The organism is Halomonas sp. LBP4 (assembly GCF_003202205.1).
GTDB lineage: Bacteria > Pseudomonadota > Gammaproteobacteria > Pseudomonadales > Halomonadaceae > Halomonas > Halomonas flagellata.
Genome location: NZ_PDOG01000006.1, coordinates 105,068 through 131,148 on the forward strand (window position 1 = coordinate 105,068; position 26,081 = coordinate 131,148).

Sequence of the window (26,081 nt, forward strand, 5' to 3'; positions counted from 1 at the left end):
ATTGGCCGAAAGACCGGTTCTCGCAGTAGATCAGCGTTAAGTCCGACAGGCTCCTAGGGCGAGCCGTCATCGGCCGCCTGGCCGAAGCCCGGCTGCTCGCTGTAGCCGTAGAGCGCCTGACGGCGCTGCTCGCGGAAGTCCTCCAGCAAGCGGGCATAGCGGCGCGGCATCTCGACGCCCGCGCGACTCACCAGGTGCAGCGTCTCGTGGACCGGTACCGCCAGGTCGAGCTCCTTGACCTGGCGCTGCCAGGGCGAGGTCTCGAGCACCAGCCGCGAGACCACGGTGAACCCCAGGCCGCGGGCCACGGCGTCCAGCACCATGCCCACCTCATTGGTGAACCCCTGGCGCCGGAAGTGGCTCATGGAGCGGAACTCCGCCGGAAAGTTGCTGCGCAGCAGGGCCCCGGCATGGTTCATGCCTTCGGAATGGCTGATGAAGCCGATCCCCATCAGGTCGGCGAGGCCGCTCCCCGCGAAGTCGGCCGGCACCACCAGGCAGAGCGGCTCCCTGTGCCACGGCTCGACGTTCAGGTCGGGCTGCCTGACCTCTTCGGTGATGATGCCGAGATCGTAACGACCGGCCAGGACGTCCTGCACGATCTCGTGATTGAAGGCGAAGCTGTAGCTCACGGTCAGCCCGGGGTACATCTGCTGCTGGCCGAGGATGAACGGATAGAGCATCAGCCCCACACTGCCGGGCGAGGCGAGACGGCAGTCACCGGAGAAGAGCGAGTCGGCATCGAGGGAGTGGCGGAACTGCTCGTGCTCGGCGAACAGTTTCAGCGCATAGTCGTAGGCCCGACGCCCCGCCTCGGTGAGAGTGAAGCGACGTCCGTGGCGCTCGAGCAGTGGCTTGTCCAGGTACCGCTCTAGCTTGCGCACGTGCTGGCTGACCCCGGGCTGGGTCATCTCCAGCTGGCGGGCCGTGCGAGTGAAACTGCCCGTCTCGACCAGGGTGATGAAGGTACGGAAGTACTGGGCATTGAACATGGGGGAGGCACATCACTCGGGGGAGCCGGCTAGCAGCATTCTACCAGCTCGCCCGCCCGGTCGCACCGCTGCGCGACGGCGACGGGGCATGATAGCATCTTCCTGACAGCCGGCCCGCCGTGATGCCGGCCACGCACGACTACGTTCACGACAAGGACGCCCAGGATGCCCGATACCATTTCCAGTACCATCTCGCCGGAAGGCAGCCTGGAGATTCTCTCCCAGCACGAGGTCAGCCGCCTGCACGACACCTCCCGCAGCGGGCTGCATGACCTGCTGCGCCGCTGCGCCCTGGCCGTGCTCAACTGCGGCAACCCCACCGACGACAGCGTGGCGCTGATGGAGGCCTACCAGGACTTCGACATCGAGGTGATCCCGCAGGATCGCGGCGTGCGCCTCAAGCTCACCAACGCCCCGGCCGAGGCCTTCGTCGACGGCAAGATGATCCGCGGCATCCGCGAGCACCTGTCGTCGATCCTGCGCGACATCGTCTACGTCTACAACGAGATCCAGACCCACCGGCGCTTCGACCTCACCACCGCCGAGGGCACCACCAACGCGGTCTTCCATATCCTGCGCAAGGCCGGCACCCTGAAGCCGGGCCGCGACCCCAGCCTGGTGGTGTGCTGGGGAGGCCACTCGATCTCCCGGGAGGAGTACGAGTACAGCAAGGACGTGGGCTACCACCTGGGGCTTCGCGAGCTGGACATCTGCACCGGCTGCGGCCCCGGGGCCATGAAGGGGCCCATGAAGGGCGCCAACGTGGCCCACGCCAAGCAGCGCCGCCACCACGGCCGCTACCTGGGTGTTTCCGAACCCGGCATCATCGCCGCCGAGGCCCCCAACCCCATCGTCAACGAACTGGTGGTGATGCCCGACATCGAGAAGCGCCTGGAAGCCTTCGTGCGCCTGGGCCACGGCATCATCGTCTTCCCCGGCGGGGTGGGCACCGCCGAGGAAATCCTCTACCTGCTCGGCATCCTGCTGCATCCGGGGAACGGCGACATGGAACTGCCGGTGGTCTTCACCGGCCCCGCCGACTCCGCCGACTACTTCCGGCGCATCGACGAGTTCCTGGCCTACACCCTGGGCGAGGAGGTGCGTCGGCTCTACCGCATCATCATCGACGACCCCACCGAAGTGGCGCGTACCATGCGCAAGGGGGTCGATGCCGTCACCGGTTACCGCAAGACCCGCCAGGACGCCTTCTACTACAACTGGCGGCTGAACATCGACCGTCACTTCCAGGAGCCCTTCGCCCCCACCCACGAGGCGATGGCGGGACTGGCCCTGCATCGCCGGCAACCGGTGCACGAGCTCGCCGCCAACCTGCGCCGCGCCTTCTCGGGCATCGTCGCCGGCAACGTCAAGGAACAGGGCATTCGCGCCATCAAGGCCCATGGCCCCTTCGAGTTGCATGCCGAACCGGAACTGATGACGCGTCTCGACGAGCTGCTCACCTCCTTCGTCGCCCAGGGGCGCATGAAGCTCGCCGGCGACTACGAACCCTGCTACCGGCTGGCGTGACCCACGCCCCTCACGCCCTCTCGGCCTGCCACCAGAGCCAGAGGGCGTGCAGCAGCAGGCCCAGGGTGGCGCCATGGGCGATCAGCCGCTGCCAGCTGATCCAGTCGGTGAACAGCGCATGCCAGAGGCCCATGCCCGCGAGGCCGGCCAGCAGGCCGAGCCCCAGCCCTCCGAGCAGGCGCGGCAGCCGTCGCCGGGCCTCGCGCTGCAGCATACGCCAGTGAAGGAACGCCACCCCGACCACCACCGCCACGGCGATCAGGATCAGCGTCAGGCGTGTCTCGTGGCCACCCGCCAGGAAGCGGGGCACGGTGGCCAGCATCAGCACCGCCAGGCCCAGCAGCAGGCTGAGCCGCTCCGGCGTGGGGTTGGCTGCCATCTCAGGCCACCTTCAACTGCTGGGTCTCGATCCACTCCTCGGCCCAGGGCAGTGCCTCGTCGTCGGCCATGAAGGTCTCCATGGCATCGACCTCGAGGCGCTCACCCAGGCGAACCGCCCCCTGTCCCGCCAGCAGCTCGTCGAGGCTGCGCCCCGCACCACAGAAGGTGTCGCCGTAGGAGCTGTCGCCCAGGGCGATCAGCCCGTAGCGCAGGTCGGCCAGCGACGGGCTCTGCTCGTCGAGCTCGCGCACGAAGGGAACGAAATTGCCGGGATAGTCCCCGCTGCCGGTGGTGGAAACGCAGAACAGCGCCAGGTCGGTGGGCGACCCGACCAGGTCCTCGAGGGTCGGCTGGTCGAAGATGGCAACCTCATAGCCGGCCTGTTCGAACAACGGCTTGACCTGCTCCGCGACGTCCAGGGCGCCGCCGTACATGGTACCGACGAAGATCTTCAGCATGGGCATGTCTTGGATTTACCTGAGAATTTCGCTCGGATATTAACATGGCGCGGGGCCCCCGCGCATCCCGACCGCGGTGACGGGTGGGACACCAGACCGCAGCCAGCGCCCTGCGCCGCGGGCGATGGCCGAGTATAATGCCCGGGTTCTCTTCCCCCTGCACGGAGGCGATATGCAGCAGACCTTCGAGGCCTGGGTCACGCCGATCATGATCGGCGGCCTGATCCTCTTCATGTGCTTCATCATCTGGGATCTGGCGAAGAAGTCCCAGGCCGGACGCTTCGGTACCATCATGCTGTTCGTCGTTCTCGGCGCCGGCATGCTGGGCTATGTATTCAAGGTGGTCATCACCTGGATCATGGAGAATGGTGGCATCTGACCCGCCATGCCCCAGCACGACGCGAGAACGCCACCCGTCGGGTGGCGTTCTCGTTGGCGGGTCTCGCTCAGGGCGCTTCGCCGTCGTAGCTCTCGACCTGGCTCTTGAGCTTCTGGCCCGGCCGGAAGGTCACTACCCGCCGCGCCGAGATGGGGATCTCCTCGCCCGTTTTCGGGTTGCGCCCCGGCCGCTCGCGCTTGTCGCGCAGGTCGAAGTTGCCGAAGCCCGACAGCTTGACCTGCTCGTTCTCGCGCAGACAGGCGCGGATCTCCTCGAAGAAGGCCTCCACCATGGACTTGGCCTCGCGCTTGGAGAGGCCGAGTTCGGCGTGCAGATGTTCAGCCAGCTCCGCCTTGGTCAATGCACCCATGTTCGCTCCCTCATGGTGGATACGCCCCGCCGGCCGGCCTGCGGCGGCGTCGACCCTGCCGCGATCCGCACGACTATCCACGCAGTTCCGCTCCCAGATGCTGGCGTGACTCGGCGACGATGGCGTCAACCAACTGATTGATTTCATCGTCATTCAGCGTGCGCGAAGGATGCTGCCAGGTCAAGCCCAGGGCGACGCTCTTGCGTCCTTCCGGCACCCCCCGACCCTGGTAGACGTCGAACAGGCGCGACTCGACCAGCCACTCCCCCGCCTGGCCATGGATGGTGTCGAGCAGCGCCTGCACCGGCAGCGACTCGTCGACCAGGAAGGCCAGGTCACGGCGCACCTCGGGGTAGCGCGACAGCGGCGTGAAGGCCGGTACCCGCCCCTGGGTGAGGGCATCCAGGCGCACCTCGAACAGCAGCGCATCGACCTTCAGGCCCAGTTGCGCCCGCACCGCCGGGTGCAGGGTACCGATCCAGCCGGCCTCCTCGCCGCGATGCAGGATGCGGGCACACTGGCCGGGGTGCAGCGCCGAATGCTCGCCGGGCTCGAAGCGCCAGGCATCCGGATCGCCGCCCATCGCCAGCAGGCTCTCCAGGTCGCCCTTGAGATCGAAGAAGTCGACCCGGTCCTTGCCACCGGCCCAGCCCTCGGGTTCGCGGGTCCCGCACACCAGGGCACCGAGCATCGGCGTCTGGTGCAAGTCGTCGAGCTCGCCGCGGAAGACCAGGCCGGTCTCGAACAGCCGGACCCGGGTCTGCTGGCGGTTGAGGTTGTACTGCAGCGCCCGCACCAGGCCGGGGACGAGGCTCGCCCGCATCACCGACAGGTCGCTGGAGATGGGGTTGGCCAGTGCCGGCGACACCGCCTCGGGCAGCAGCGCCTGCTGCAGCTCCGGGGAAACGAAGCTGTAGGTCACCGCCTCCTGGTAGCCCCGGGCGACCAGCTGGCGCCGCAGCCGGCCCAGCGGAGTGCGTGCCTCGCGGTCGGGACGCAGCGAGAGGCGCGCCGCCGGGCGGCGCACCGGCAGGCGATTGTAGCCATGGATGCGCGCCACCTCCTCGATCAGGTCCTCCTCGATGGCGATATCGAAGCGCCAGCTCGGCGCCCAGGCCAGCCAGCCCTCGGCGGTCGTTTCCACCGCCATGCCCAGCCGGCCGAGGATCTCGGTGACCTCGTCGGCCGGCAGCGCCTTGTCCAGGGCCTGCTCGAGGCGCGCCGCGCGCAGGTGGACCTGGCGCTCGCCGGGCAGCTGCTCGGCGCTGACCGCCTCGATCAGCGGCCCCGGCTCGCCGCCGGTGATCTCGAGCAGCAGCGCGGTGGCCCGCTCGGCGGCCTCGCGAGCCAGCAGGGGGTCGACACCTCGCTCGAAGCGGTGGGAGGCGTCGGTGTGCAGGCCGTAGGAGCGCGCCTGGCCGGCCACCGCCAGCGGCGAGAAGAAGGCCGACTCGAGGAAGATGTCGCGGGTCTCGGCCGCCACCCCGGAGTGCTCCCCGCCCATGACCCCGGCAATGGCCAGCGGGCCGCGCTCGTCGGCGATCACCAGGGTGGCGTCGGTCAGGGTGATCTCCTGGCCGTCGAGCAACACCAGGCGCTCGCCCTCCCGGGCCAGCCGCACGATCACGGCGCCATGCAGGTTGGCACGGTCGAAGGCGTGCAGCGGCTGACCCAGCTCGAGCATCACGTAGTTGGTGACGTCGACCACCGGGTCGATGGCGCGGATGCCGCTGCGCCGCAGCCGCTCGACCATCCACAACGGCGTCTCGGCGGTCACGTCGACGCCCTTGATCAGGCGCCCGATGTAGCGCGGGCAACGCTCGGCATCCTCGACGCGTACCGGGAAGGTCTCGTCATGGGTCGGCGCCACCGGGGTGATCTCGGGACCGGTGACCGCCAGGCGGTTGAGCACCCCGACCTCGCGGGCCATGCCCTTGACGCTCAGGCAGTCACCGCGGTTGGGGGTCAGGTCCACCTCGATGGTATGGTCGTCGAGGCCCATGAAGGCTCGGAAACTCTCGCCCGCCGGGGCGTCGGCCGGTAGCTCGAGGATACCGTGGGAGGTCTCCTCCTCGAGCCCCAGCTCCGAGGCGGAGCAGATCATGCCGCGCGACTCGACGCCGCGCAGCTTGGCCTTCCCGATCCTGAAGTCGCCGGGCAGCACGGCACCGACCCGGGCGAAGGCCACCTTCTGCCCCGCGGCGACGTTGGGCGCGCCACACACCACCTGGACCATCTCGCCGCTGCCGTCGTCGACCCGACAGACATTGAGCTTGTCGGCATCCGGGTGCTGCTCCCTGGCCACCACTTCGGCCACCACCACGCCCTCGAAGGCCGCGGCCACCGGTTCCACGGCGTCCACTTCCAGGCCCGCCATGGTGATCTGGTCGGCCAGGGCCTGGGTCGCAAGCGCAGGAGAGACCCAGTCACGCAGCCACTGTTCGGAAAATTTCATGGTAAATCCTGTGTTCTGCCAAGGTCCGTGTAATGCCGTGCGATCAGGCGAACTGGCGCAGGAAGCGCAGATCGTTGTCGAAGAACAGGCGCAGGTCGTTGACCCCGTAGCGCAGCATCGCCAGCCGCTCGACCCCCATCCCGAAGGCGAAGCCCTTGTAGCGCTCGGCATCGATGCCGGAGTGGCGGAACACCTCCGGATGCACCATGCCGCAGCCCATCACCTCGAGCCAGCCGCTGTGGGAGCAGACCCGGCATCCCTCGCCGCCACACATCACGCACTGGATGTCGACCTCGGCGGAGGGCTCGGTGAAGGGGAAATAGGAAGGCCGGAAGCGCACCGAGAGGTCGTCCCGCTCGAAGAAGGCGTGCAGGAAGTCCTCGATGGTGCCCTTGAGGTCGGCGAAGCTGACGTCCTCGTCGACCAGCAGCCCCTCGACCTGGTGGAACATCGGCGTGTGGGTCAGGTCGGAGTCGCTGCGGTAGACCCGTCCCGGGCAGACGATGCGGATCGGCGGCGCCTGCTCCTTCATGGTCCGTACCTGCACCGGCGAGGTATGGGTACGCAGCAGCCGGGTCGCATCGAAATAGAAGGTGTCGGCCATGCCCCGCGCCGGATGATGCTCGGGGATGTTGAGCGCCTCGAAGTTGTGGTAGTCGTCCTCGATCTCCGGCCCCACCGCCACCTCGTAGCCGATGCGGGTGAAGAGCCCCTCGATGCGCTCCAGGGTCAGGGTGACCGGATGCAGGCCGCCACTGGGCTGGCCGCGCCCCGGCAGGGTCACATCGATGCGCTCCGCGGCGAGACGCGCCTCGAGCGCGGCCTTCTCCAGGGCGTGTCGCCGCCCCTCGAGCTCCTCGGCGAGCGCCTGCTTGGCCTGGTTGATGCGTTCGCCCGCCGCCGGGCGCTCTTCCGCCGGCAGCTTGCCGAGCCCCTTGAGCAGCGCCGTGATCTCGCCCTTCTTGCCGAGATAGCGCACGCGCAACTCCTCGAGCGCCGGGATGCTGTCGGCGGCCTGGATGGCGTGGCGAGCCTCGGTGACCAGAGTGGGAAGGTGGTCCATCCGTTGAGCTCCGAAGTCTGTGGTCCTGCAATGATGTCGCTTGCAAAAAAACAGGGGAAGAGCGGCTGCTCTTCCCCTGCAACGCCAGCGACCGTCCCGGGCATTCGCCGGCCGGTCGCGGTCGATGTCACTTACTGGGCAGCCTTGGCCTTCTCGACGATGGCGGCAAAGGCAGCCTTCTCGTTGACGGCCAGGTCGGCCAGCACCTTGCGATCGATCTCGATACCGGCCTTCTTGAGGCCACCGACGAAACGGCTGTAGGAGAGACCGTGCACACGGGCACCGGCGTTGATGCGCTGGATCCACAGGGCGCGGAACTGGCGCTTGCGCTGGCGGCGGTCACGATAGGCGTACTGGCCAGCCTTGATGACGGCCTGCTTGGCCACGCGAAAAACGCGCGAACGGGCACCGTAGTAACCCTTGGCCTGCTTGAGAATCTTCTTGTGACGGCGACGGGCAACGACGCCACGCTTGACACGAGTCATAGCTATCTCCTGACGTTAAGGGGTCTACCAGGGGTTACAGGTTCGGCAACATGCGCTGAATCAACTGCTTGTCGGCGTCATGGATCTGCTTCATGCCGCGCAGGTGACGCTTCCGCTTGGTGGACTTCTTGGTCAGGATGTGGCTACGGAACGACTGCTTGTGCTTGAAGCCGTTGGCCGTCTTCTTGAAGCGCTTGGCAGCGCCGCTGTTGGTCTTGATCTTCGGCATGAGACTAACTCCGCTCGAGGTTTTTTCAGAAAATCCGGGGCCGACGGGAGGCGCGGACGCCTCCCGACCGTTCGACTGGCCGTCGGATCACTTCTTCTTGGGGGCAATGATCATGATCATCTGGCGCCCTTCCATCTTGGGGAAGGACTCCACGGTCCCGATCTCCTCGAGATCCGCGGCGATCCGCTCCATCAGCTTGCGGCCGATGTCCTGGTGCGCCATTTCACGGCCACGAAAACGCAGCGTGACCTTGCCCTTGTCGCCACCTTCGAGGAAACGCGTCAGGTTCTTCAGCTTGACCTGATAGTCGCCCTCGTCGGTGCCAGGCCGGAACTTCACTTCCTTGACCTGGATCTGCTTCGTCTTCTTCTTCTGAGCCGACTTCTGCTTCTTCTGCTCGAAGACGAATTTGCCGTAGTCCATGATCTTGCAGACGATCGGATCGGCGTTGGAAATCTGCACGAGGTCCATACCGGCGGCTTCGGCACGCTCCAGCGCATCGCTGGTGGGCACGACACCCAGCTGTTCGCCGTCGCTGTCGATCAGGCGAACCTGATCCTCGGTAATGCGCTCGTTCATCGGGGGGCGCTTGTCCTGAACGCGCCCTCTTGGGTTGCTTCGCTTGATCGCTACGTCTCCTTAAGACAATTGACGATGTCGTCAGCCGAGTTCGGCACTCAGACGCTCGATGAGGTCGCTGACCCCCATGGTCCCGAGATTCTCGCCGGTGCGCGTGCGCACGGCAACCGAGTCAGCCTCGACTTCCTTATCCCCCACTACCAGGAGATAGGGAACTTTCTGCAACGTATGCTCGCGGATTTTAAAGCCGATCTTCTCGTTCCTCAAGTCCGCCTTGACGCGCAGGCCGATTTTCTGCAAGCGGCGCTCGAGCCGGGACGCATAGTCGCGCTGCGCATCGGTGATGGTCATCACCACCGCCTGCTGCGGCGCCAGCCACAGCGGCATGGCGCCGGCGTAGTGCTCGATGAGGATGCCGATGAAGCGCTCGAAGGAGCCCAGGATCGCCCGATGCAGCATCACCGGGGTCTTGCGCGCCCCGTCCTCGTCGACAAACTGGGCGCCGAGACGGCCCGGCAGGTTGAAATCCAGTTGCAGGGTACCACACTGCCAGACCCGATTGAGGCAGTCGCGCAGGGCGAACTCGATCTTGGGACCATAGAAGGCGCCCTCGCCCGGCTGCAGCTCCCAGTCGAGCCCGGTGGCGTTCAACGCCGCCTCGAGCCCCGCCTCGGCGCGGTCCCACGTCGCCGGTTCCCCCATCAGTTCGCCGTCGGGCCGGGTCGAGAGCTTGAGCTCCACGTCCTCGAAGCCGAGTTCCCGGTAGACCTTCAGCGTCAGGGCGATGAAGGCCTCGGCTTCGGCCTGGATCTGCCCCTCGGTGCAGAAGATATGGGCATCGTCCTGGGTGAAGCCGCGCACCCGCATCAGGCCATGCAGGGCCCCCGACGGCTCGTTGCGGTGACAGCTGCCGAACTCGGCCAGGCGCAGCGGCAGGTCGCGGTAGCTCTTCAGCCCCTGGTTGAACACCTGCACATGGCAGGGGCAGTTCATCGGCTTGATCGCGTAGTCGTGCTTCTCCGACTCGGTAGTGAACATCATGTCGCTGTAGTGGCCCCAGTGGCCGGACTTCTTCCACAGCGACAGGTCGACGATCTGGGGGGTCTTGATCTCCTGATAGCCGTTCTCGACCTGAACCCGGCGCATGTACTGCTCCAGGGCCTGGTACAGGGTCCAGCCGTTGGGATGCCAGAAGACCATCCCCGGCGCCTCCTCCTGCAGGTGGAAGAGGTCCATCTTCCTGGCCAGCTTGCGGTGATCGCGCTTCTCGGCCTCCTCGAGGCGCTTGAGATAGGCCTTGAGTTGCTTCTTGTCACCCCAGGCCGTGCCGTAGATACGGGTCAGCATCGGCTTGCTGGCGTCGCCACGCCAGTAGGCACCGGCCAGCTTGGTCAGCTTGAACGCCTTGAGGTGCCGGGTGTTGGGCACGTGGGGCCCCCGGCACATGTCGATGTATTCATCGTGATGGTAGAGACGGATGGTCTCTCCCTCGGGAATCTCGCGCACGATCTCCTGCTTGTAGGGCTCGTCGCGGTGCAGGAAGGTGAGCATCGCGCGGTCGCGGTCGACATACTCGCGCACCACGTCGTATTCGCTGTCGATGAGCACCTTCATGCGCTCCTCGATGGCCTCGAGATCCTCGGGGGTCACCGAACGACCGAAGTCGATGTCGTAGTAGAAGCCGTCGTCGATCACCGGGCCGATGGCCATCTTGGCCTCGGGATAGAGCTGCTTGACCGCATGGCCGATCAGGTGGGCGCAGGAGTGGCGGATGACCTCCAGGCCCTCCGGATCACGGGCGGTAAGGATCGCCACCCTGGCGTCACGGTCGATGACGTCGGCGGCATCCACCTGCACGCCGTCGATCTTGCCGGCCACGCAGGCCTTGGCCAGGCCGGGGCCGATGCTCTCGGCCAGCTGCATCACGGAAAGGGGTTCGTCGAAGGTTTTCTGACTGCCGTCAGGCAGGGTCACGATGGGCATGAAGGGTCCTTGTGCGCAGTGGTGGCCCATACGAGAGACCACATGTCGCGATGAACGAAGAATGAACGGTGAAATGGCCACGCCCTCCCCGACCATCACGCCCCGCCGCGGCGGACGACGGGGGTGAGACGGTGCCGGAGACGGCGCAACGACCGACTACATTACCAGAACCGCGGGGCCGGGCGCCATGCCGGTGGCGACCGGGACAGGGTGCATCGTCGCCCGCCAGGAACGGCACGGGGGCGCCCTGAGGCGCCCCCGTGCCGGGCATCGACGATGCTCGGCAGGATCGACGTGAGTCGGTCGCTAGATCACTGGCGATCGATCTCGACGCGACGGTTCAGCGAACGACCCTCGTCGGTGTCGTTGGTGGCAACCGGACGCTCCTCACCGTAACCCGTGGCGGTCATGCGATTACCGGCGATGCCCTGGGACATCAGGTAGTCACGTACCGACTCGGCACGACGCTGGGAGAGATCCAGGTTGTACTCGTCGGAACCGACGGAGTCGGTGTGGCCATCGATGCGCACGCGGAGATCGGGGTTCTCACGCAGGCGGCTGGCCACCTCATTCAGGATGATCTCGGCCTGCGGGCGCAGCTCGGCAGAGTCGAAGGCGAAGGTGACTTCACTGGAGAGCACCACCGGCTCGAATTCCGGCTCGGGGGCAGGCTCGGGCTCGGGCATCGGCTCGGGCGCCGGCCTGGCGACCGGTTCGGGGGTGCGGTCGGCACACAGCAGCGCACCGATGGCGGCACCGGAGGTCGCGCCGATGGCGACACCATCCTCTTCGTCGGAGCTGCCGCTGACGCCATAGCCGATGCCGCCGCCGATCAGGCCGCCGGCGATACCACAGACCACGGGCTGCTGATACCAGGCTCGATCGGACGACCCCGCCGAGGATTGAGACGCCGAACTGGCACAGCCGGAGAGGCCGATAACCAGTGCGGAACCGAGCAACAAGCCAGTCGTTGACTTTTTCATTTTTCAAACTCCTTCTTCTTGATTCAATTCCTGGGGAACCAGCATCAGTCCCCGTTCCCAAGCGATCCTGACGGTCGGCTGGCGCGAGGCCATGCACCCTTGCCCACCTGCCCTACCGTCGGGCCGGAACTCGACAAGCGATGACGCCTTCCTGGCGCTGCCAGCTTGCCGGAGCCCGGTATATCTTTCAATCGTCATCTTATGACATTAACGGCACAGCGTGCCACGGATAATCAAACAGCGTGCGATCAACGCGGATCACACGTCGGCTCAGTGCAGGCTTCCCGGCCAGTCGCGACGAAAGGCCAGCGCCGCCCTGGCGGCCTCGAGAATCGCCTCGCGCATCTCGGCCTCGACGGCGAGCCGCTCGTTGTCCTCCCGGAAGCGCTCCCTGGGAGTGAGCGCCTCGCGGGCGGAGTGGGTATGCAGGTGTCGGGTTCGGGCATGCACCTCGCCGAAGGCCTGGAACGCCGGACGCTCCAGCAGCCGCGGATCGAGGATCTCCAGCAGCACCTTGCAGCGCCAGGCCCCCTCGGTCACGTCCACCTGCTCCTGCAACAGGGCCGACGCCACCATCTCGAGGTTCTCGAGACAGTTGTCACGGGCCCGACGCTCCTCCTCCTCGCGGAAGACGCGGCGGCGGCGAAGCTCCCGCCGAAGCGTGAAGGCATAGGCGGCAAGGCCGGCGATGATCGCCAGGCCCACACCGAGCAGAATCAGCGCAGTGGTCGTCGTCATCGGGTTCCACCGGGGGTCGTTGGACAGGGCACGCATTCTACATGCCCTGCCGCGCCCCCCCAATCCCCGACTCGCCGGGGCGCCAGGGCGCCAGGGCGCCAGGGCGTCAGGACCAGAGGGCCCATCCCGCGGCGTAGTGATCCAGCAGCAGCACGCCGAAGACGCCCAGGATGTAACGGATCGAGAACCAGAACGCCGCCAGCGGTGCGCGGGGGTCCTTGCCCCGCCAGACCTTCCAGTTCCAGAACATGAAGCGGACATTGAGTGCCATCACGCCCACCAGGTAGACCGCCCCACTCATGCCGATGGCGAAGGGCAGCAGGGTCACCGCCACCGTCAGCCAGCCATACAGCCAGACCTGCAGCCGGGTGAAGGCCTCGCCATGGGTCACCGGCAGCATGGGAACCCCGGCCTTGGCGTACTCGTCACGCTTGTGGATCGCCAGGGCCCAGAAGTGAGGGGGCGTCCAGGCGAAAACGATCAGCATCAGCAGCAACGGCTCCGGCCCCAGCTGGCCGGTCACCGCCGTCCAGCCCAGCAGCGGTGGCGCCGCCCCCGCCACGCCGCCGATGACGATGTTCTGGGGCGTGGCCCGCTTGAGGAAGGCGGTATAGACCAGCGCATAACCGAGCAGGGAGCCCAGCGTCAGCCAGGCGGTCAGGGCATTGACCTGCCACACCAGCAGGCCGATCCCCGCCACCGAGAGCAGCGTGGCCCACCCCAGGGCCACCGAGGTCGGCATGCGCCGTGACGCCAGCGGACGCCGCGAGGTGCGCAGCATCATGGCGTCCAGACGACGATCCACCACATGGTTGAAGGCCGCGGCACCCCCGGCGGCCAGGCCGATGCCGACCAGGCCGTAGACGACCGCCGCCAGTGAAGGCAATACCGGGCTGGCCAGGGCCATCCCCACCAAGGCACAGGCAAGCATCACCACCACCACCCTCGGCTTGCACAGGGTCACCAGGTCCCGCCAGCCCCACCGGGCCTCGTCCAGCGACGCGACGCGCTCCATCACCGCATTAGGCATGTGCCCACTCCTTCTCTGCCCGTTGTCGTCTCTCGCCGTGCGCGACCGGCTCCCGCCAGACCCAGACGGCCAGGGCCATCAGCACCACCAACGCCACCGCCCCGGCGGTATGCAGCAAGGCCAACCAGAGCGGCAGCCACAGCAGGACATTGGCGACCCCCACCCCCAGTTGCACAGCGTACGCCCCCAACAGGGCGCCGAGCCAGGGACGCAGGCGACGTTCGTGCCAGTGGCGCCACGCCAGCAGCAGCAGCCCCAGGCCCAGCGCCAGCGCCCCCAGGCGATGACCGAAGTGGATGGCGGTGCGGGCATCGGCATGCAACTGGCCATGCAGGTAGTTGGGCCCCACGGTCTGGGTGAGGTGGAACCCCTCGCTCCAGTCGGTGGCCGGCCACCACTGGCCGTTGCAGGTCGGGAAGCCCTGGCAGGCGATGCCGGCATAGTTGCTCGAGACCCAGCCCCCCAGTGCCAGTTGCAGCAGCAGCAGCACCATGGCCAGGCCCCATAGCGGGGTCAGGGCGCGTCGTGGCGACGCCGGCGCCTCGACCGAGGCGAAACGTCGTAGCCGCAGGTGTAACCAGAGGAACATCAGCATCACCGAGAGCCCGCCCAGCAGGTGGAGGGTCACCACCTGAGGCCACAGCTTGAGGGTCACGGTGAAGGCGCCGAAGGCTCCCTGCAGCAGGATCACGGCCAACAGCGCGAGGCTGACCCCCCAGGGATAGCCGGCGCGGCGGCGCAGCGGCATCCCGAGCAGCACCAGGGCGATCACCAGCAGCCCGAGGGTGGAGGCCACGTAGCGATGAATCATCTCGATCCAGGCCTTGAAGCTTTCCAGCGGGACATCGGGGCTGTGAGACAACGCCCGATCGGCATCCGGGACCACCAGGCGCCCGTAGCAGCCCGGCCAATCCGGGCACCCCAGGCCGGCATCCACCAGCCGCGTCCAGGCGCCCACCAGAATCACACCAATGGTGAACAGCACGCCGACCAGGCTCAGGGTGATCAGCAGGCGCAGCCTGCTCGCCGGCTTCGTCATCGCCACCTCGCTTCCCGTTGCCGCCCGCTGCGGCCCACTCACTGCTGCGCCACCTGGCGACCGGGCTTCACCGAGGGCTCCGGATTCATGCGCAACAGCTTGTTGACATCATCCAGCACGTCCCGGGCCTCGACGCCGGCCGAATAGCCCAGCACGGCCTCGCCCCGGGGGTCGAGAACCCACAGGTGACCGGGCCGGCGCCAGTCGGGCGGCGTCGACCAGCGCGCCACCACTTCACCGGGCAGTGCCTGCGCCGCGCCGCCGATCCTCAGGCGTCTGACCCGGTGGGCCTCACGCCCCAGAGCCCGATGCAGCCGCCACCACTGGTCGGCCAGCGCCTCGCAGGCGCCGGCGCAGTCGAAGGCCAGCACCCAGTCGCCACCCTCGGGCATCGTCGTGCGCGGCTCGGCCAGCGGCCACTGGGCCAGGGCCGGAATGTCCGGCTCCAGCTCACCGTGGGCGGTACGCTGCTCGGGGATGCCGATGCGCCAGGCCACCATGATCCAGGCCACCAGCAGCGGCAGCACGAAGACGGCCAGCAGCGCCAGCAGCTTGAATCGCGAATGACGAACGGCACGGGATGTGCTCATTGTCGCGTCTCCTTGAGCGGCAGGGAATCGGGAGGGAGGGAAACGGAAAGCGCGTCGCGATCGCGACCCAGGCGACGCCCACCGACCAGCATCACCACCAGGGCCGCCAGGGCCAGCCCCCACCACTGCACGGCATAGCCGAGATGACGACCGGGAGGCATCACGCTGGGGGTCCACCAGGACTCGAGGTGGCCGGGACCGGCGTCGAGATGCAGCCAGCCGTCATGGGCGAAGTCCAGCGACCAGGCGGCGAGATCGATCTGCTGCAGGCGCCGCCCCTCGCGGTTGGGGCCGAACAGCGGGCCGCGGTCCCCTGCCGGCTGCCAGTCCCCCGCCAGCGTCACCGGCCCGGCCGGCGTCGCGACCGACGGCGTGTCGCGGGTCGTGCCGGTGGCCAGGAAGCCGCGCTGCACCAGCCACAGCCGCCCATCATCGCCACGCAACGGTGTCAGCACGGCGACGCCGAGCCGGCCCTCGAGGGTGCGATTGTCGAGAAACAGCGTCTCGTCGGGCAGGTACTCCCCGGCAAGGGTCACGCGGGCGCCTTCCGGCGGCCTGTCCCGGGGCGCCACCTGATGGGGGGCCGCCTCGAGCCGGGCCAGGTAGTCGCGCTTCTCGGCGGCACGCTCCCACTGCCAGACCCCCAGCATCAACCCGAGCACCACCAGCGGTGACCAGAACGCCCACCAGAGCCGTTGCCGCCGTCGACGCGCACAGGCATGCTGGGTGTCATCGCGAGCCAAGGAGTGCCTCATGTTACTGAAAATCCTGATTGCCCTGGTGTTCCTGTCCATGGTGACCAGCCTGGCCGCCGGGGCCGGCTTCCTGCTGCGGGACGGCAGCCAGTCGCGCCGGTTGCTCGTCTCGCTGAAGATCCGGGTGGCCCTCGCTGCCACCCTGCTCGGCCTGCTCTTCTACGGCTTCTATGTCGACGGCCTCGCCGGCTGAGGCGGCCCGGCCCGCCCTAGAAAACATAGACGAACAGGAACAGGCCGATCCATACCGCGTCGACGAAGTGCCAGTACCAGGCGGCTGCCTCGAAGCCGAAATGGTCACCGGCCGCGAAGTGGCCACGCAGCACCCGCCCCAGCATCACGGCCAGGATAATGGTGCCGATGATGACATGGAGGCCATGGAAGCCGGTCAGGATGAAGAAGGTCGCCCCGTAGATACCCGCCTGCAGGGTGATGCCGTAGTGGGCATAGGCCTCGTAGTACTCGACGCCCTGGATGGTGATGAAGCAGAGCCCCAGCAGCACGGTGCAGGCAAGCCAGTTTCGCGTCGTTGACCGGTAGCCCTCCTTCAGCCCCTCGTGGGCCACGGTCAGGGTGATGCTGGAACTGACCAGGATCAGGGTATTGACCAGCGGCAGCTGCCAGGGGCTGAAGGTCTCCACGGGGCCCGCGATGGACGAATCCGGCGGATTCATCAAGGGCCAGCTGGCGGTGAAGTCGGGCCACAGGAGCGCCGCGACCCCCTTGGCACCCTCGCCATCCAGCCAGGGGATGGCGAAGTTGCGCACATAGAAGAGCGTACCGAAGAAGGCGGCGAAGAACATCACTTCGGAGAAGATGAACCAGCCCATTCCCCAGCGGAAGGAGCGATCCATCTGGGCATCGTAGAGCCCCCGGCGGGACTCCCGGATCACGTCACGGAACCACAGGGTCATGACCGCCAGTACCCCCACGAGCCCCGCCGCCATCATCGGGGTTCCGCGCCCGTGCACCAGCACCATCCCGGTCCCGGTCATCATCACGCCGAGCGCGAGCGAAGCCAGTATCGGCCACTTGCTGCTTGCGGGAACATAATAGCTGCCACCACTCATGCCTCATCTCCTTTGCCGGCAGTCACCTGCGCCCGCCGGGGAGCTCGAGCATCGGTGACCGGATACAGGGTATAGACCAGGGTTACGGTATTGACGTCGGGGGGCAGGTCGCGCGCCAACTGGAAGACCAGCGGCAGCTCGAGACGCTCGCCGGCCTCCAGGTGCTGCTCGTCGAAGCAGAAGCAACTGACCTTGCGCAGGTGACGCGACGCCCGGGAGGGAGAGACGCTGGGTACCGCCCGTGCCCGGCTGGCTTCTGCGCTCTGGTTGCGGAAGGTGAAGTTGATCTCGCTGGTCTGGCCCGGGTGGACCCGCACCTGACGCGTCTCCACCTCCAGGCGCCATGGCAGGCCGGAACTGCCGCGGGTAATGAACTGGACGGTGACGTAGCGAGAGTCATCCACGCCCTCGTGGATGATGGCCTGGGCCGTGTTGTCCACCTTGCCGTTGATGCCGGTGACCTGGCAGAAGACGTCATACAGCGGCACCAGCGCGAAGGCGAAGGCGAACATGCCGATCAGCGCCGCCACGGAGCGCACGACCGTACGCCTGACACCGAGCTTGTGCGAATCGGTGGCACCGTGATCCCGGTGGCTCATGGCATCCTCGCGTCAGTGCACATGGGGACTGAAGGTGGGTGGCGTATCGAAGGTGTGCAACGGGGCTGGACTCGGCACGCTCCACTCCAGGTCCTCGGCGCCGTCCCAGGCCTTGGCCGGCGCCTTCTCTCCCCCGCGGACGCAGAGGACCACCACCGCCACGAACACCAGTTGCGACGCGCCGAACAGGAAGGCGCCGAGGCTCGACACCAGGTTGAAGTCGGCAAACTGCAGGGCGTAATCGGGGATGCGTCGCGGCATCCCGGCGAGGCCCGAGAAGTGCATGGGGAAGAAGGTCAGGTTGACCCCGATCACCGACAGCCAGAAATGCCACTGCGACAGCCGCACATTGGGATAGTGGCCGGTCCATTTGGGCAGCCAGTAGTAGACCCCGGCCATGATCGCGAACACCGCCCCCGGCACCAGCACATAGTGGAAATGCGCCACCACGAAGTAGGTGTCGTGGTACTGGAAGTCGGCCGGCGCGATCGCCAGCATCAGCCCGGAGAAGCCGCCGATGGTGAACAGCACCACGAAGGCCAGGGCAAACAGCATCGGCGGCTCGAAGGAGATCGAGCCGCGAAACAGCGTGGTGATCCAGTTGAACACCTTCACCCCGGTGGGTACGGCGATCAGCATGGTGGTGTACATGAAGAACAGCTCGGCCACCAGCGGCAAGCCGACCGCGAACATGTGATGGGCCCAGACCAGGAATGACAGCAGGGCAATGGAGGCCGTGGCATAGACCATGGAGGCATAACCGAACAGCGGCTTGCGGGCGAAGGTGGGAATGATCGCCGAGACGATGCCGAACGCCGGCAGGATCATGATGTACACCTCGGGATGCCCGAAGAACCAGAACAGGTGCTGGAAGAGCACCGGGTCGCCGCCGCCGGCCGCATTGAAGAAGCTGGTGCCGAAGTTGATGTCCATCAGCATCATGGTGATCACCCCGGCCAGCACCGGCATCACGGCAATCAGCAGGAAGGCGGTGATCAGCCAGGTCCAGACGAACAGCGGCATGTCCATCAGGCGCATGCCCGGGGCACGCAGGTTGAGGATGGTGGCGATGATGTTGATCGCCCCGAGGATCGAGCTGATGCCGGCCATGTGCAGCGAGAGAATGAAGAAGGTGGTCGACGGTGGCGCATAGGTGGTGGACAGCGGCGCGTAGAAGGTCCAGCCGAAGTCCGGCCCGCCCCCCGGCATCAGCAGGGTGGAAAGCAGCAGCAGGAAGGCTATCGGCAACAGCCAGAAGCTGAAGTTGTTGAGTCGCGGCAGGGCCATGTCCGGCGCGCCGATCTGCAACGGCACCATCCAGTTGGCCAGTCCCACGAAGCCCGGCATCACCGCACCGAAGACCATGATCAGGCCATGCATGGTGGTCATCTGGTTGAAGAAATCGGGGTTCACCAGCTGCAGGCCGGGCTGGAACAGCTCGGCGCGCACCACCATGGCAAAGATGCCGCCGATGAAGAACATGATCAGCGAGAAGATCAGGTAGAGGCTGCCGATCTCCTTGTGGTTGGTGGTCAGCAGCCAGCGCAGCATGCCCCTGGGCGGCGCGTGATGGGCGGCGGCACCGCCGGCAGTAGCAGCGGAGCTGTGTTCAAGGGGTGGCTGCGGGGGTAACTTGGGCGCCATCGGCACTCTCCTGAATGCGTTGTTCTTGTCAGGGTCACGGAATCGCTCGGCCTGCTCTATTGCGCCAGCTGCTCGGCGACGTCTGAAGGCTGCACCACATCGCCGGTGTCGTTGCCCCAGGCGTTGCGGGTGAAGGTCGCCACGGCAGCGATCTCGACCGGGTTCAGGGTATTGCGGAAGGACGGCATGGCCGTACCCGAGACACCGTTGATGATGGTCTGGACATGCCACTCGACGTCGCCGATCAGGCGTTCGTTGCCGGCCAGGCTCGGGAAGGCGGGCGGCGCCCCCTGACCTTCGGGCTGATGGCAGGAGGCACAGATGCTGCTGTAGACGGCTTCGCCCCGCTCCATCAACTCGTCGAGCTCCCAGTCGCGATCGACACCCAACGCCTCCTCGGCGGCAGCCTCCTTGCGCTCGGCCAGCCAGTCGTCGAACTCTTCCCCTTCCATGGCATGCACCACGACCGGCATGAAGCCGTGGTTGATGCCGCACAGCTCGGCGCACTGGCCGCGGTAGATGCCGGGCTCGCTGATGTTCACCCAGTTCTCGTTGATGAAGCCGGGGATGGTGTCCTGCTTGACGGCCAGGTCCGGCACCCACCAGGAGTGGAGGACGTCATCCGATGTCATCAAGAAGCGCACCTTGCGGTCGGTCGGCAGCACCAGGGGCTCGTCGACTTCCAGCAGGTAATGCTCGCCGCGCGCCTCCTCGCCGCGAACCTGTGCCCGGGGTGTACTCAGGTTGGAGGTAAACGCCACGTCCTCACCGAGGTATTCGTAGCGCCAGCGCCACTGCTGCCCGGTGATCATCACATCGAGCTCGGCATCGGAGGCGTCGTACATCTGCACGAGGGTGGCGGTGGCGGGCACCGCCATGCCCACCAGGATCAGCAGCGGGATGGCCGTCCAGAGCACTTCGACGGTGGTGTGCTCATGAAAATTGTCGGCCTTGGCGCCCCGCGAGCGACGGAAGCGAAACAGGGAATAGAACATCACCCCGAAGACCACCACGCCGATGGCCACGCAGATCCAGAAGATCGTCATGTGCAGGGAGAATATCTCGCGACTCAGGTCCGTCACCCCGACCGGCATGTTCCAGCCGTTGGCCAGCGCCAGCGGGCTGAGCCCGGCCAGGATACAGCACCCCGCCATCCACACGAGCAACGTGCGCATCGGCGCCTCCTTGTCGTCGTTATTGTCGTCAACCACCAAGGCTCCAGGGACACCGCCAGGATCGTGGAGCCATCACCCCTATTGTTACTCTTTCTCTTAATTAGTTTTTTCAAGATACAGGACGATTATAGAAGAGGTACAGGATTCGTCTCTCGACATCAATACCATAAACCGTTAACGCCGGCTTCAACGCTGTCACCCCGGGCAGGCGCTCAGCGGGCGGCAAGGTTCGCCACCAGGGCCACCAGCCCCACCAGGACCAGCGTCATGACGATCCCCACGGCGATGAAAACGACGGGGCGTCCCGTCTCGAAGTCCGTCCGGCGCTGTCGCTCCTTCTGCACGCCGAAGAAGGCGGCCAACACCGACTTGATCACGCTCCACATTGCGGCTCTCTCCTTCTGCCCGACCATCACGCTCGTTCTTTGGTCGCAGGTGGGTACCGGCACCTTGACCGGCATCAGGTGGGCAACCAACAGCCTCGCGAGGAGCAGGCAAGGCATCGGCCGCCACCTATACTTTACATGTGTCTTTTCCACCTCACGACTGCCCCCGTCACGCCGGCAGACACAGGAGCCCGCTCATGAGCAACCGCAAACCGACCTCCCCCACCCCGGCAATGCCCGCGACCGAACCGATGCTGGCATGGTGGCAGCAACAGTGGCTACAGAGTGCCAGCCCCCTGGCCCGCATGCAGCTGGCCTGGATGGAGAGCCTCGCCGAGGCCATGCAGTTCGAGGCCCAGTACTTCAAGACCATGGCGGAGAGCGGCCAACGAATGGCCGAATGCGTCGGCGGCGAGGACGCGCCCAGCACGCCTGCCGAGGTGCAGGAGTGCTACCAGAAGCTGGTCAAGGACGTCACCGATGCCCAGATGAAGCGAATGGAAAAGGCCACCCAGCTCTCCCACGAGTTCCGCGAGCGGATCTGGGAGGAGCTCTGAGCCCACAGCGCCATCATGCCGGCGATCAGTGGAGCCCGAAGAGACGCGCCAACAACGGCAGCAGGAAGGCCGTCAGCAGACCGGTCAGGCCCATGGCAAGCCCCGAGAAGGCACCGGCCACGGCACCGATGCGAGCAAAGGCATGGGCCGTGCCGAAGCCATGCGCCGACAGGCCCAGGGTGAAGCCCTGCACCGCCGGATCGCGCACCCGCAGCAGGCGGAAGACCCAGGGGGCCAGGGCGCACCCGATGGAGCCGGTCAACAGCACCAGGCCAGCGGCCAGCGAGGGGATCCCGCCGATCTGCTCGGCGATGCCCATGGCGATCGGCGAGGTCACCGAACGAGGAGCCAGCGACAGCAGGGTCTCGGCGCGCGCGCCCAGGAGCATGGCCAGCCCCAGGGTCGAGCCCACGGCAGTGACGATGCCGGCCCCACAGGCCAGCAGCAACGGGACCAGCAGGCGACGCACCCGCTCGCGATGGTCATAGAGCGGAATGGCCAGGGCCACGGTGGCGGGCCCGAGCAGGAAGTGGATGAACTGGGCCCCCTCGAAGTAGGTGGAATAGTCCATGTCCACCAGCAGCAGGAAGGCGATCAGCAGGACAATGGAGAGGGTCACCGGATGCAGCAGCGAGGTTCCGCCCAGCGCACGATTGATCCGCACCGCGGCAGTGAAGGCCAGCAGCGTCACCAGCAACGACAATAGCGGATGCCCGGAGAGATAGACCCATAGCTGATCCAGGGCCGCGACCTTCATGATCGCCCTCCCTGCCGGCGATTCAACCGCTCGAGCAACCAGCCGGTGACCGCCAGGGTGACGGCCGTGGAAACCACCAGGGTCACCAGGATAGGCCAGAGGTCGAGACCGATCAGCTCGAAATGCCCCATCAGGCCGACTCCCGCCGGCACGAACAGCAGCGTCAGGTAGCGCAACAGCCCCTCACCGGTCATGCGCAGGCTATCCGGCACCTTGCCACGGATCATCAGCCCCGCCAGCAGGATCACCATGCCGATCACCGGCCCCGGCACGGGCAGGACAAGGCCACGGGCGACCAGCTCACCGAGGAACTGGCAGGCCAGCAGCACGCTCATGCCCATGATCAACGGCACGCTCGCCCCCCCGGTCGTCTATCCATCAATTGGCGAAGAAGGTCAGGCGCATCACCAGCGTATGGTTCGACTCCAGCATCATCAGCCCCATCAGGAACAACAGCACCCCCGGTGGCACCAGCACGACACTGATGATCGCCAGCCGCTCCCAGACCATATGCATGAATACCGCGATGATCAGGCCGGCCTTCATCAGCATGAACAGCGTGATCAGGGTCCACTTGAGGTAGCCCTCCATCCCCACATAGTCGACCAGGTAGGAGAACACGCTGAGCACGAACAACAGGAACCAGATCCATAGATAGACCCGCAGTGGATGCTGCTGATGTCCTTCACTCGCCATGACGACCTCCCCGGGGTGCTACCACAGATAGAAGAACGCGAAGATGAATACCCACACCAGGTCCACGAAGTGCCAGTACAGGCCGAGGGTCTCGACCATCTCGTAGCGGCCCTTGCGGCCGGTGAGAAAGCCGGGACGCTGGTCGTCCAGCGCCCCCCGCACGACCTTGACCGCCATGATCACCAGAAACAGCACCCCGAAGCTCACATGGGTGCCGTGGAAGCCGGTGATCAGGAAGAACGCCGCCCCGAACTGGGCCGTGCCCCAGGGGTTCCCCCAGGGCCGGACACCCTCCTCGATCAGCTTGGTCCATTCGAACGCCTGCAAGCCGACGAAGGAGGCACCGAGCAGTGCGGTCAGGATCAGCAGCACGGCGGTCATGCGACGGTTCTTTTCGTAACCGTACTTGACCGCCAGCGCCATGGTGCCGCTGCTACTGATCAGGATGAAGGTCATGATCGCGATCAACAGCAAGGGAACCTGTTGCCCGCCCACGTGCAGGGCGAAGACCTCGCTGGCATCCGGCCAGGTGTCGGTGGTCGACATGCGCATCGTCATGTAGCCGACCAGGAAACAGGCGAAGATGAAGATATCGCTCAACAGGAAGATCCACATCATCGCCTTGCCCCAGGGGACATTGAAGACCCGCCGGTCCGAGGACCAGTCCGAGACGAGGCCCCTCACCCCCTCGGGCGAACCGGGACCATGGGAACCAGGATTGGCCATCGCTTGCCCTCCTGTCAGGTCGACAACACCAGCATGAAGAGAATGCCCCACACCACCAGCAGGTAATGCCAGTACAGCGCGCACAGCTCGACGCTGCCGCACAACCGCTCGGGCGTGGCGCCCCCCCTGAAGCGGAACAGTGTCCTGGCCCAGACGACCAGGCCGCCCAGCAGGTGCAGACCATGCAGGGCGGTCAGCAGGTAGAAGAAGGCATTGGCCGGGTTGGCCGCCAGGTAGTGGCCCGCCGCCTCGAGCTGCCACCAGACCAGGCCCTGGCCGAGGACAAAGGCAATGCTACAGGCCCCGCCAGCGATCAGGCCGATGCCGAGTTCACCGCGCCTGCCGTGCCGGGCCGCCCCCCAGGCCCGCTGCAGGGCCAGGCTGCCCAGCACCAGCAGCGCGGTGTTGAACCAGAGCAGCCCCGGCGTCGGCAGCGACCGCCAGTCGGCGCCCATTTCCATGCGCATCATGTAGGCGCTGATGGTCAGGGCGAACAGCGATGTCGCCACCGCCAGGAACACTGCCAGCCCCACCCGAGGCGCCGTCACCGCCGCCGGCCGCTCACCGAGCGCGCCGCCCGGCACCTCCCAGGGCCTGACATTGATCGAGTGACTGAACAGCCAGCCACCGAACAGCGCCATCAGCAGCGACAGGAAGACCAGCGAGATGATCATCGGCGCTCCTCGCCCTCGTGGGGGACCGTCTGCGGGATGAAGTCTCGCTCGGCGCCGGGCACGCTGTAGTCGTAGGCCCAGCGATGGACCACCGGCAACTCGTCGCCGAAGTTGCCGTGACGGGGCGGCGTATGCTCGGTCTGCCACTCCAGGGTCGTCGCCTGCCAGGGGTTGGGGCCCGACTCGCGACCGCGGAAGTAGCTCCAGGCCAGGTTGAAGAGGAACAGCACCTGGGCCAGGGAGACGATGATCGCCGCAACGGTGATCACGCTGTTCATGGTCACCACCGAATCGGGGATGAAGGCCGTCTCGCCATACGCATAGTAGCGCCGCGGCACGCCGGCGAAGCCCATGAAGTGCATCGGAAAGTAGATGACATAGGTGCCGAGGAAGGTCACCCAGAAATGCACCTTGCCCAGGCGATCGTCGAGCATCCGGCCGGTGACCTTGGGATACCAGTGGTAGATGGCCCCGAAGATCACCAGGATCGGCGCCACGGCCATCACCATATGGAAATGGCCGACCACGAAATAGGTGTCCGACAAGGGCACGTCCACGGTGACGTTACCGAGAAACAGGCCGCTCAGGCCGCCGTTGACGAAGGTGAAGAGGAAACCGATGGCAAACAGCATCGGCACCGACAGGTGGATATTGCCCCGCCACAGGGTCAGCACCCAGTTGTAGACCTTGATCGCCGTGGGCACCGCGATGATCAGGGTGGTGGTGGCGAACAGGAAGCCGAAATAGGGATTCATGCCGCTGACGAACATGTGGTGCGCCCAGACGATGAAGCTCAGCACCCCGATGATGATGATGGCCCAGACCATCATGCGGTAGCCGAAGATGTTCTTGCGCGCATGGGTCGCCAGCAGGTCGGAGACGATGCCGAAGGCCGGCAGCGCGACGATATAGACCTCGGGATGGCCGAAGAACCAGAACAGGTGCTGGAAGAGCAGCGGGCTGCCGCCCTCGTGGCTTGACTGCTCGCCCAGGGTCTGCATCTCGGGCATGAAGAAGCTGGTGCCCAGCAGCAGGTCGCATATCGTCATCAGCACGGCCACCAGCAACGCCGGGAAGGCCAGCAGCGCCATGACCGTGGCCATGAAGATCCCCCAGACGGTCAGCGGCAGGCGCATCAGCGTCATGCCGCGGGTGCGCGCCTGCAGCACCGTGACCACATAGTTGAGCCCGCCCATGGTGAAGCCGATGATGAACACCGACAACGACACCAGCATCAGCAGGATGCCGCCGTCGACTCCCGGCGTACCCTGGCTGATCACCTGGGGCGGGTACAGCGTCCAGCCGCCCCCCGAGGGACCGCCCGGCACGAAGAAGCTCGCCACCAGGATCAGCACCGAGGCCAGGTAGAACCAGTAGCTGAGCATGTTGAGGTAGGGAAAGACCATGTCCCGCGCACCGCACATCAGCGGGATCAGGTAGTTGCCGAAGCCCCCCAGGAGCAGGGCGGTGAGCAGATAGACCACCATGATCATGCCGTGCATGGTCACGTACTGCAGGTAGTTGCTCGGGTCGACCAGCGAGAAGGCGTTGGGGAACCCGAGCTGCAGGCGGATCAGGATCGACAGCACCAGGGCCACCAGGCCGATGGCCGTGGCGGTGATGGCGTACTGGATCGCGATGACCTTGGCGTCCTGGCTCCAGATGTACTTGCCGATGAAGGTCTTGGGATGGACGAGCTCCATCTCCTCGATATCGCTCGCGGCTGCATAGGATGCGCTGTCGTGTCCCCGTTCGGCCATC

Annotated in this window: 31 protein-coding genes; 4 read left to right on the forward strand and 27 right to left on the reverse strand. The window is 66.2% G+C overall.

Annotation, left to right across the window (positions count from 1 at the left end):
• Positions 1-53: 53 nt before the first annotated feature.
• On the reverse strand, positions 54-992 hold the full coding sequence (locus CR157_RS18005) for a LysR family transcriptional regulator (RefSeq protein WP_110284925.1): 939 nt from the start codon (positions 990-992) through the stop codon (positions 54-56).
• Positions 993-1,157: 165 nt separating this feature from the next.
• Between CR157_RS18005 and ppnN the strand changes: the two genes are divergently transcribed.
• The gene (gene ppnN, locus CR157_RS18010) at positions 1,158-2,519 is read left to right on the forward strand and encodes a nucleotide 5'-monophosphate nucleosidase PpnN (protein ID WP_110284926.1); all 1,362 of its coding nucleotides are present in this window, start codon (positions 1,158-1,160) and stop codon (positions 2,517-2,519) included.
• Between the two features lie 10 nt (positions 2,520-2,529).
• On the opposite strand, the gene CR157_RS18015 is transcribed toward ppnN, so the two are convergent.
• The gene (locus CR157_RS18015) at positions 2,530-2,898 is read right to left on the reverse strand and encodes a hypothetical protein (protein ID WP_110284927.1); all 369 of its coding nucleotides are present in this window, start codon (positions 2,896-2,898) and stop codon (positions 2,530-2,532) included.
• A gap of 1 nt (position 2,899) precedes the next feature.
• Positions 2,900-3,364 (reverse strand): flavodoxin domain-containing protein, encoded by a 465-nt coding sequence (locus CR157_RS18020; protein ID WP_110284928.1) that lies wholly within the window; start codon positions 3,362-3,364, stop codon positions 2,900-2,902.
• Positions 3,365-3,530: 166 nt separating this feature from the next.
• Between CR157_RS18020 and CR157_RS18025 the strand changes: the two genes are divergently transcribed.
• Entirely contained in the window at positions 3,531-3,737 is a 207-nt protein-coding gene (locus CR157_RS18025) for a DUF2788 domain-containing protein (protein WP_110284929.1), read from the forward strand.
• Between the two features lie 67 nt (positions 3,738-3,804).
• On the opposite strand, the gene ihfA is transcribed toward CR157_RS18025, so the two are convergent.
• From ihfA to CR157_RS18090, 13 genes are all read right to left on the reverse strand, one after another.
• Entirely contained in the window at positions 3,805-4,260 is a 456-nt protein-coding gene (gene ihfA, locus CR157_RS18030; protein WP_306766790.1) for an integration host factor subunit alpha, read from the reverse strand.
• Positions 4,181-6,562: a phenylalanine--tRNA ligase subunit beta gene (gene pheT / locus CR157_RS18035; RefSeq protein ID WP_110284931.1), complete on the reverse strand. Its 2,382-nt coding sequence runs from the start codon at positions 6,560-6,562 to the stop codon at positions 4,181-4,183. Before pheT ends, ihfA begins: the two co-directional genes overlap by 80 nt.
• Before the next feature lie 43 nt (positions 6,563-6,605).
• Positions 6,606-7,625: a phenylalanine--tRNA ligase subunit alpha gene (gene pheS / locus CR157_RS18040; protein WP_110284932.1), complete on the reverse strand. Its 1,020-nt coding sequence runs from the start codon at positions 7,623-7,625 to the stop codon at positions 6,606-6,608.
• Positions 7,626-7,756: 131 nt separating this feature from the next.
• Positions 7,757-8,110, reverse strand: a complete 354-nt coding sequence (gene rplT / locus CR157_RS18045; protein ID WP_102626946.1) for a 50S ribosomal protein L20 — start codon at positions 8,108-8,110, stop codon at positions 7,757-7,759.
• Between the two features lie 34 nt (positions 8,111-8,144).
• Positions 8,145-8,339 (reverse strand): 50S ribosomal protein L35, encoded by a 195-nt coding sequence (gene rpmI, locus CR157_RS18050; RefSeq protein WP_110284933.1) that lies wholly within the window; start codon positions 8,337-8,339, stop codon positions 8,145-8,147.
• Between the two features lie 87 nt (positions 8,340-8,426).
• Positions 8,427-8,966, reverse strand: coding sequence for a translation initiation factor IF-3 (infC, locus tag CR157_RS18055; protein WP_258364233.1), 540 nt, complete (start codon positions 8,964-8,966; stop codon positions 8,427-8,429).
• Between the two features lie 33 nt (positions 8,967-8,999).
• Positions 9,000-10,901, reverse strand: a complete 1,902-nt coding sequence (gene thrS / locus CR157_RS18060; protein WP_110284935.1) for a threonine--tRNA ligase — start codon at positions 10,899-10,901, stop codon at positions 9,000-9,002.
• Positions 10,902-11,212: 311 nt separating this feature from the next.
• On the reverse strand, positions 11,213-11,884 hold the full coding sequence (locus CR157_RS18065) for an OmpA family protein (RefSeq protein ID WP_110284936.1): 672 nt from the start codon (positions 11,882-11,884) through the stop codon (positions 11,213-11,215).
• Between the two features lie 270 nt (positions 11,885-12,154).
• Positions 12,155-12,622, reverse strand: a complete 468-nt coding sequence (locus CR157_RS18070) for a DUF2489 domain-containing protein (protein ID WP_110284937.1) — start codon at positions 12,620-12,622, stop codon at positions 12,155-12,157.
• A gap of 106 nt (positions 12,623-12,728) precedes the next feature.
• The gene (gene cyoE, locus CR157_RS18075; protein WP_110284938.1) at positions 12,729-13,652 is read right to left on the reverse strand and encodes a heme o synthase; all 924 of its coding nucleotides are present in this window, start codon (positions 13,650-13,652) and stop codon (positions 12,729-12,731) included.
• A complete protein-coding gene (locus CR157_RS18080) occupies positions 13,645-14,691 on the reverse strand; it encodes a COX15/CtaA family protein (protein WP_110284939.1) in 1,047 nt (348 codons plus the stop codon). The genes cyoE and CR157_RS18080 overlap by 8 nt, the downstream gene beginning before the upstream one ends.
• A gap of 38 nt (positions 14,692-14,729) precedes the next feature.
• Positions 14,730-15,281, reverse strand: coding sequence for a hypothetical protein (locus CR157_RS18085; protein WP_110284940.1), 552 nt, complete (start codon positions 15,279-15,281; stop codon positions 14,730-14,732).
• Positions 15,278-16,036: an SURF1 family protein gene (locus CR157_RS18090; RefSeq protein WP_110284941.1), complete on the reverse strand. Its 759-nt coding sequence runs from the start codon at positions 16,034-16,036 to the stop codon at positions 15,278-15,280. The genes CR157_RS18085 and CR157_RS18090 overlap by 4 nt, the downstream gene beginning before the upstream one ends.
• On the opposite strand from CR157_RS18090, the gene CR157_RS18095 reads away from it, so the two are divergent.
• Complete coding sequence (locus CR157_RS18095) at positions 16,035-16,229, forward strand: DUF2909 family protein (protein WP_110284942.1); 195 nt, start codon at positions 16,035-16,037, stop codon at positions 16,227-16,229. The genes CR157_RS18090 and CR157_RS18095 overlap by 2 nt on opposite strands.
• Positions 16,230-16,245: 16 nt before the next feature.
• Here CR157_RS18095 and CR157_RS18100 read toward each other — a convergent pair whose 3' ends face one another.
• From CR157_RS18100 to CR157_RS18120, 5 genes are all read right to left on the reverse strand, one after another.
• Complete coding sequence (locus CR157_RS18100) at positions 16,246-17,106, reverse strand: cytochrome c oxidase subunit 3 (RefSeq protein WP_110284943.1); 861 nt, start codon at positions 17,104-17,106, stop codon at positions 16,246-16,248.
• Positions 17,103-17,705, reverse strand: coding sequence for a cytochrome c oxidase assembly protein (locus CR157_RS18105; protein WP_110284944.1), 603 nt, complete (start codon positions 17,703-17,705; stop codon positions 17,103-17,105). Before CR157_RS18105 ends, CR157_RS18100 begins: the two co-directional genes overlap by 4 nt.
• Before the next feature lie 12 nt (positions 17,706-17,717).
• The gene (gene ctaD / locus CR157_RS18110) at positions 17,718-19,349 is read right to left on the reverse strand and encodes a cytochrome c oxidase subunit I (protein ID WP_110284945.1); all 1,632 of its coding nucleotides are present in this window, start codon (positions 19,347-19,349) and stop codon (positions 17,718-17,720) included.
• A gap of 56 nt (positions 19,350-19,405) precedes the next feature.
• Complete coding sequence (coxB, locus tag CR157_RS18115) at positions 19,406-20,524, reverse strand: cytochrome c oxidase subunit II (protein WP_110284946.1); 1,119 nt, start codon at positions 20,522-20,524, stop codon at positions 19,406-19,408.
• Between the two features lie 212 nt (positions 20,525-20,736).
• Positions 20,737-20,910 (reverse strand): DUF2970 domain-containing protein, encoded by a 174-nt coding sequence (locus CR157_RS18120; RefSeq protein ID WP_110285018.1) that lies wholly within the window; start codon positions 20,908-20,910, stop codon positions 20,737-20,739.
• Positions 20,911-21,107: 197 nt separating this feature from the next.
• Between CR157_RS18120 and CR157_RS18125 the strand changes: the two genes are divergently transcribed.
• Complete coding sequence (locus CR157_RS18125) at positions 21,108-21,467, forward strand: hypothetical protein (RefSeq protein ID WP_110284947.1); 360 nt, start codon at positions 21,108-21,110, stop codon at positions 21,465-21,467.
• Positions 21,468-21,492: 25 nt separating this feature from the next.
• Here the strand turns inward: CR157_RS18125 and CR157_RS18130 are convergent, their stop codons facing one another.
• Genes CR157_RS18130 through CR157_RS18155 form a run of 6 tightly spaced genes read right to left on the reverse strand, consistent with a single transcriptional unit; the run spans position 21,493 to position 26,080 of the window.
• The gene (locus CR157_RS18130) at positions 21,493-22,224 is read right to left on the reverse strand and encodes an LrgB family protein (RefSeq protein WP_110284948.1); all 732 of its coding nucleotides are present in this window, start codon (positions 22,222-22,224) and stop codon (positions 21,493-21,495) included.
• Entirely contained in the window at positions 22,221-22,577 is a 357-nt protein-coding gene (locus tag CR157_RS18135) for a CidA/LrgA family protein (protein ID WP_110284949.1), read from the reverse strand. The genes CR157_RS18130 and CR157_RS18135 overlap by 4 nt, the downstream gene beginning before the upstream one ends.
• Positions 22,578-22,602: 25 nt before the next feature.
• Positions 22,603-22,920 (reverse strand): cytochrome C oxidase subunit IV family protein, encoded by a 318-nt coding sequence (locus CR157_RS18140; RefSeq protein ID WP_110284950.1) that lies wholly within the window; start codon positions 22,918-22,920, stop codon positions 22,603-22,605.
• An 18-nt stretch (positions 22,921-22,938) separates the two neighbouring features.
• On the reverse strand, positions 22,939-23,646 hold the full coding sequence (locus CR157_RS18145; protein ID WP_110284951.1) for a heme-copper oxidase subunit III family protein: 708 nt from the start codon (positions 23,644-23,646) through the stop codon (positions 22,939-22,941).
• Between the two features lie 14 nt (positions 23,647-23,660).
• Positions 23,661-24,320, reverse strand: coding sequence for a cytochrome c oxidase subunit 3 (locus tag CR157_RS18150; protein WP_110284952.1), 660 nt, complete (start codon positions 24,318-24,320; stop codon positions 23,661-23,663).
• Positions 24,317-26,080: a cytochrome c oxidase subunit I gene (locus CR157_RS18155; RefSeq protein WP_110284953.1), complete on the reverse strand. Its 1,764-nt coding sequence runs from the start codon at positions 26,078-26,080 to the stop codon at positions 24,317-24,319. The genes CR157_RS18150 and CR157_RS18155 overlap by 4 nt, the downstream gene beginning before the upstream one ends.
• Position 26,081: the final 1 nt, after the last annotated feature.

Excerpts from the sequence above, each read along its gene's own strand:
- ctaD (WP_110284945.1), bottom strand. The coding sequence starts at position 19,349 with ATGGCGCCCAAGTTACCCCCGCAGCCACCCCTTGAACACAGCTCCGCT.
- CR157_RS18105 (WP_110284944.1), bottom strand. The coding sequence starts at position 17,705 with ATGAGCCACCGGGATCACGGTGCCACCGATTCGCACAAGCTCGGTGTC.
- ihfA (WP_306766790.1), bottom strand. The coding sequence starts at position 4,260 with ATGACGATGAAATCAATCAGTTGGTTGACGCCATCGTCGCCGAGTCAC.
- CR157_RS18015 (WP_110284927.1), bottom strand. The coding sequence starts at position 2,898 with ATGGCAGCCAACCCCACGCCGGAGCGGCTCAGCCTGCTGCTGGGCCTG.
- cyoE (WP_110284938.1), bottom strand. The coding sequence starts at position 13,652 with ATGCCTAATGCGGTGATGGAGCGCGTCGCGTCGCTGGACGAGGCCCGG.
- pheS (WP_110284932.1), bottom strand. The coding sequence starts at position 7,625 with ATGGACCACCTTCCCACTCTGGTCACCGAGGCTCGCCACGCCATCCAG.
- CR157_RS18130 (WP_110284948.1), bottom strand. The coding sequence starts at position 22,224 with ATGAAGGTCGCGGCCCTGGATCAGCTATGGGTCTATCTCTCCGGGCAT.
- CR157_RS18005 (WP_110284925.1), bottom strand. The coding sequence starts at position 992 with ATGTTCAATGCCCAGTACTTCCGTACCTTCATCACCCTGGTCGAGACG.
- CR157_RS18145 (WP_110284951.1), bottom strand. The coding sequence starts at position 23,646 with ATGGCCAATCCTGGTTCCCATGGTCCCGGTTCGCCCGAGGGGGTGAGG.
- CR157_RS18140 (WP_110284950.1), bottom strand. The coding sequence starts at position 22,920 with ATGGCGAGTGAAGGACATCAGCAGCATCCACTGCGGGTCTATCTATGG.
- coxB (WP_110284946.1), bottom strand. The coding sequence starts at position 20,524 with ATGCGCACGTTGCTCGTGTGGATGGCGGGGTGCTGTATCCTGGCCGGG.
- CR157_RS18155 (WP_110284953.1), bottom strand. The coding sequence starts at position 26,080 with ATGGCCGAACGGGGACACGACAGCGCATCCTATGCAGCCGCGAGCGAT.
- rpmI (WP_110284933.1), bottom strand. The coding sequence starts at position 8,339 with ATGCCGAAGATCAAGACCAACAGCGGCGCTGCCAAGCGCTTCAAGAAG.
- CR157_RS18065 (WP_110284936.1), bottom strand. The coding sequence starts at position 11,884 with ATGAAAAAGTCAACGACTGGCTTGTTGCTCGGTTCCGCACTGGTTATC.
- rplT (WP_102626946.1), bottom strand. The coding sequence starts at position 8,110 with ATGACTCGTGTCAAGCGTGGCGTCGTTGCCCGTCGCCGTCACAAGAAG.
- CR157_RS18085 (WP_110284940.1), bottom strand. The coding sequence starts at position 15,281 with ATGAGCACATCCCGTGCCGTTCGTCATTCGCGATTCAAGCTGCTGGCG.
- ppnN (WP_110284926.1), top strand. The coding sequence starts at position 1,158 with ATGCCCGATACCATTTCCAGTACCATCTCGCCGGAAGGCAGCCTGGAG.
- CR157_RS18020 (WP_110284928.1), bottom strand. The coding sequence starts at position 3,364 with ATGCCCATGCTGAAGATCTTCGTCGGTACCATGTACGGCGGCGCCCTG.
- CR157_RS18070 (WP_110284937.1), bottom strand. The coding sequence starts at position 12,622 with ATGACGACGACCACTGCGCTGATTCTGCTCGGTGTGGGCCTGGCGATC.
- CR157_RS18090 (WP_110284941.1), bottom strand. The coding sequence starts at position 16,036 with ATGAGGCACTCCTTGGCTCGCGATGACACCCAGCATGCCTGTGCGCGT.
- CR157_RS18120 (WP_110285018.1), bottom strand. The coding sequence starts at position 20,910 with ATGTGGAGCGTGATCAAGTCGGTGTTGGCCGCCTTCTTCGGCGTGCAG.
- CR157_RS18100 (WP_110284943.1), bottom strand. The coding sequence starts at position 17,106 with ATGAGTGGTGGCAGCTATTATGTTCCCGCAAGCAGCAAGTGGCCGATA.
- CR157_RS18095 (WP_110284942.1), top strand. The coding sequence starts at position 16,035 with ATGTTACTGAAAATCCTGATTGCCCTGGTGTTCCTGTCCATGGTGACC.
- CR157_RS18080 (WP_110284939.1), bottom strand. The coding sequence starts at position 14,691 with ATGACGAAGCCGGCGAGCAGGCTGCGCCTGCTGATCACCCTGAGCCTG.
- CR157_RS18125 (WP_110284947.1), top strand. The coding sequence starts at position 21,108 with ATGAGCAACCGCAAACCGACCTCCCCCACCCCGGCAATGCCCGCGACC.
- pheT (WP_110284931.1), bottom strand. The coding sequence starts at position 6,562 with ATGAAATTTTCCGAACAGTGGCTGCGTGACTGGGTCTCTCCTGCGCTT.
- thrS (WP_110284935.1), bottom strand. The coding sequence starts at position 10,901 with ATGCCCATCGTGACCCTGCCTGACGGCAGTCAGAAAACCTTCGACGAA.
- CR157_RS18025 (WP_110284929.1), top strand. The coding sequence starts at position 3,531 with ATGCAGCAGACCTTCGAGGCCTGGGTCACGCCGATCATGATCGGCGGC.
- CR157_RS18150 (WP_110284952.1), bottom strand. The coding sequence starts at position 24,320 with ATGATCATCTCGCTGGTCTTCCTGTCGCTGCTGATGGCGCTGTTCGGT.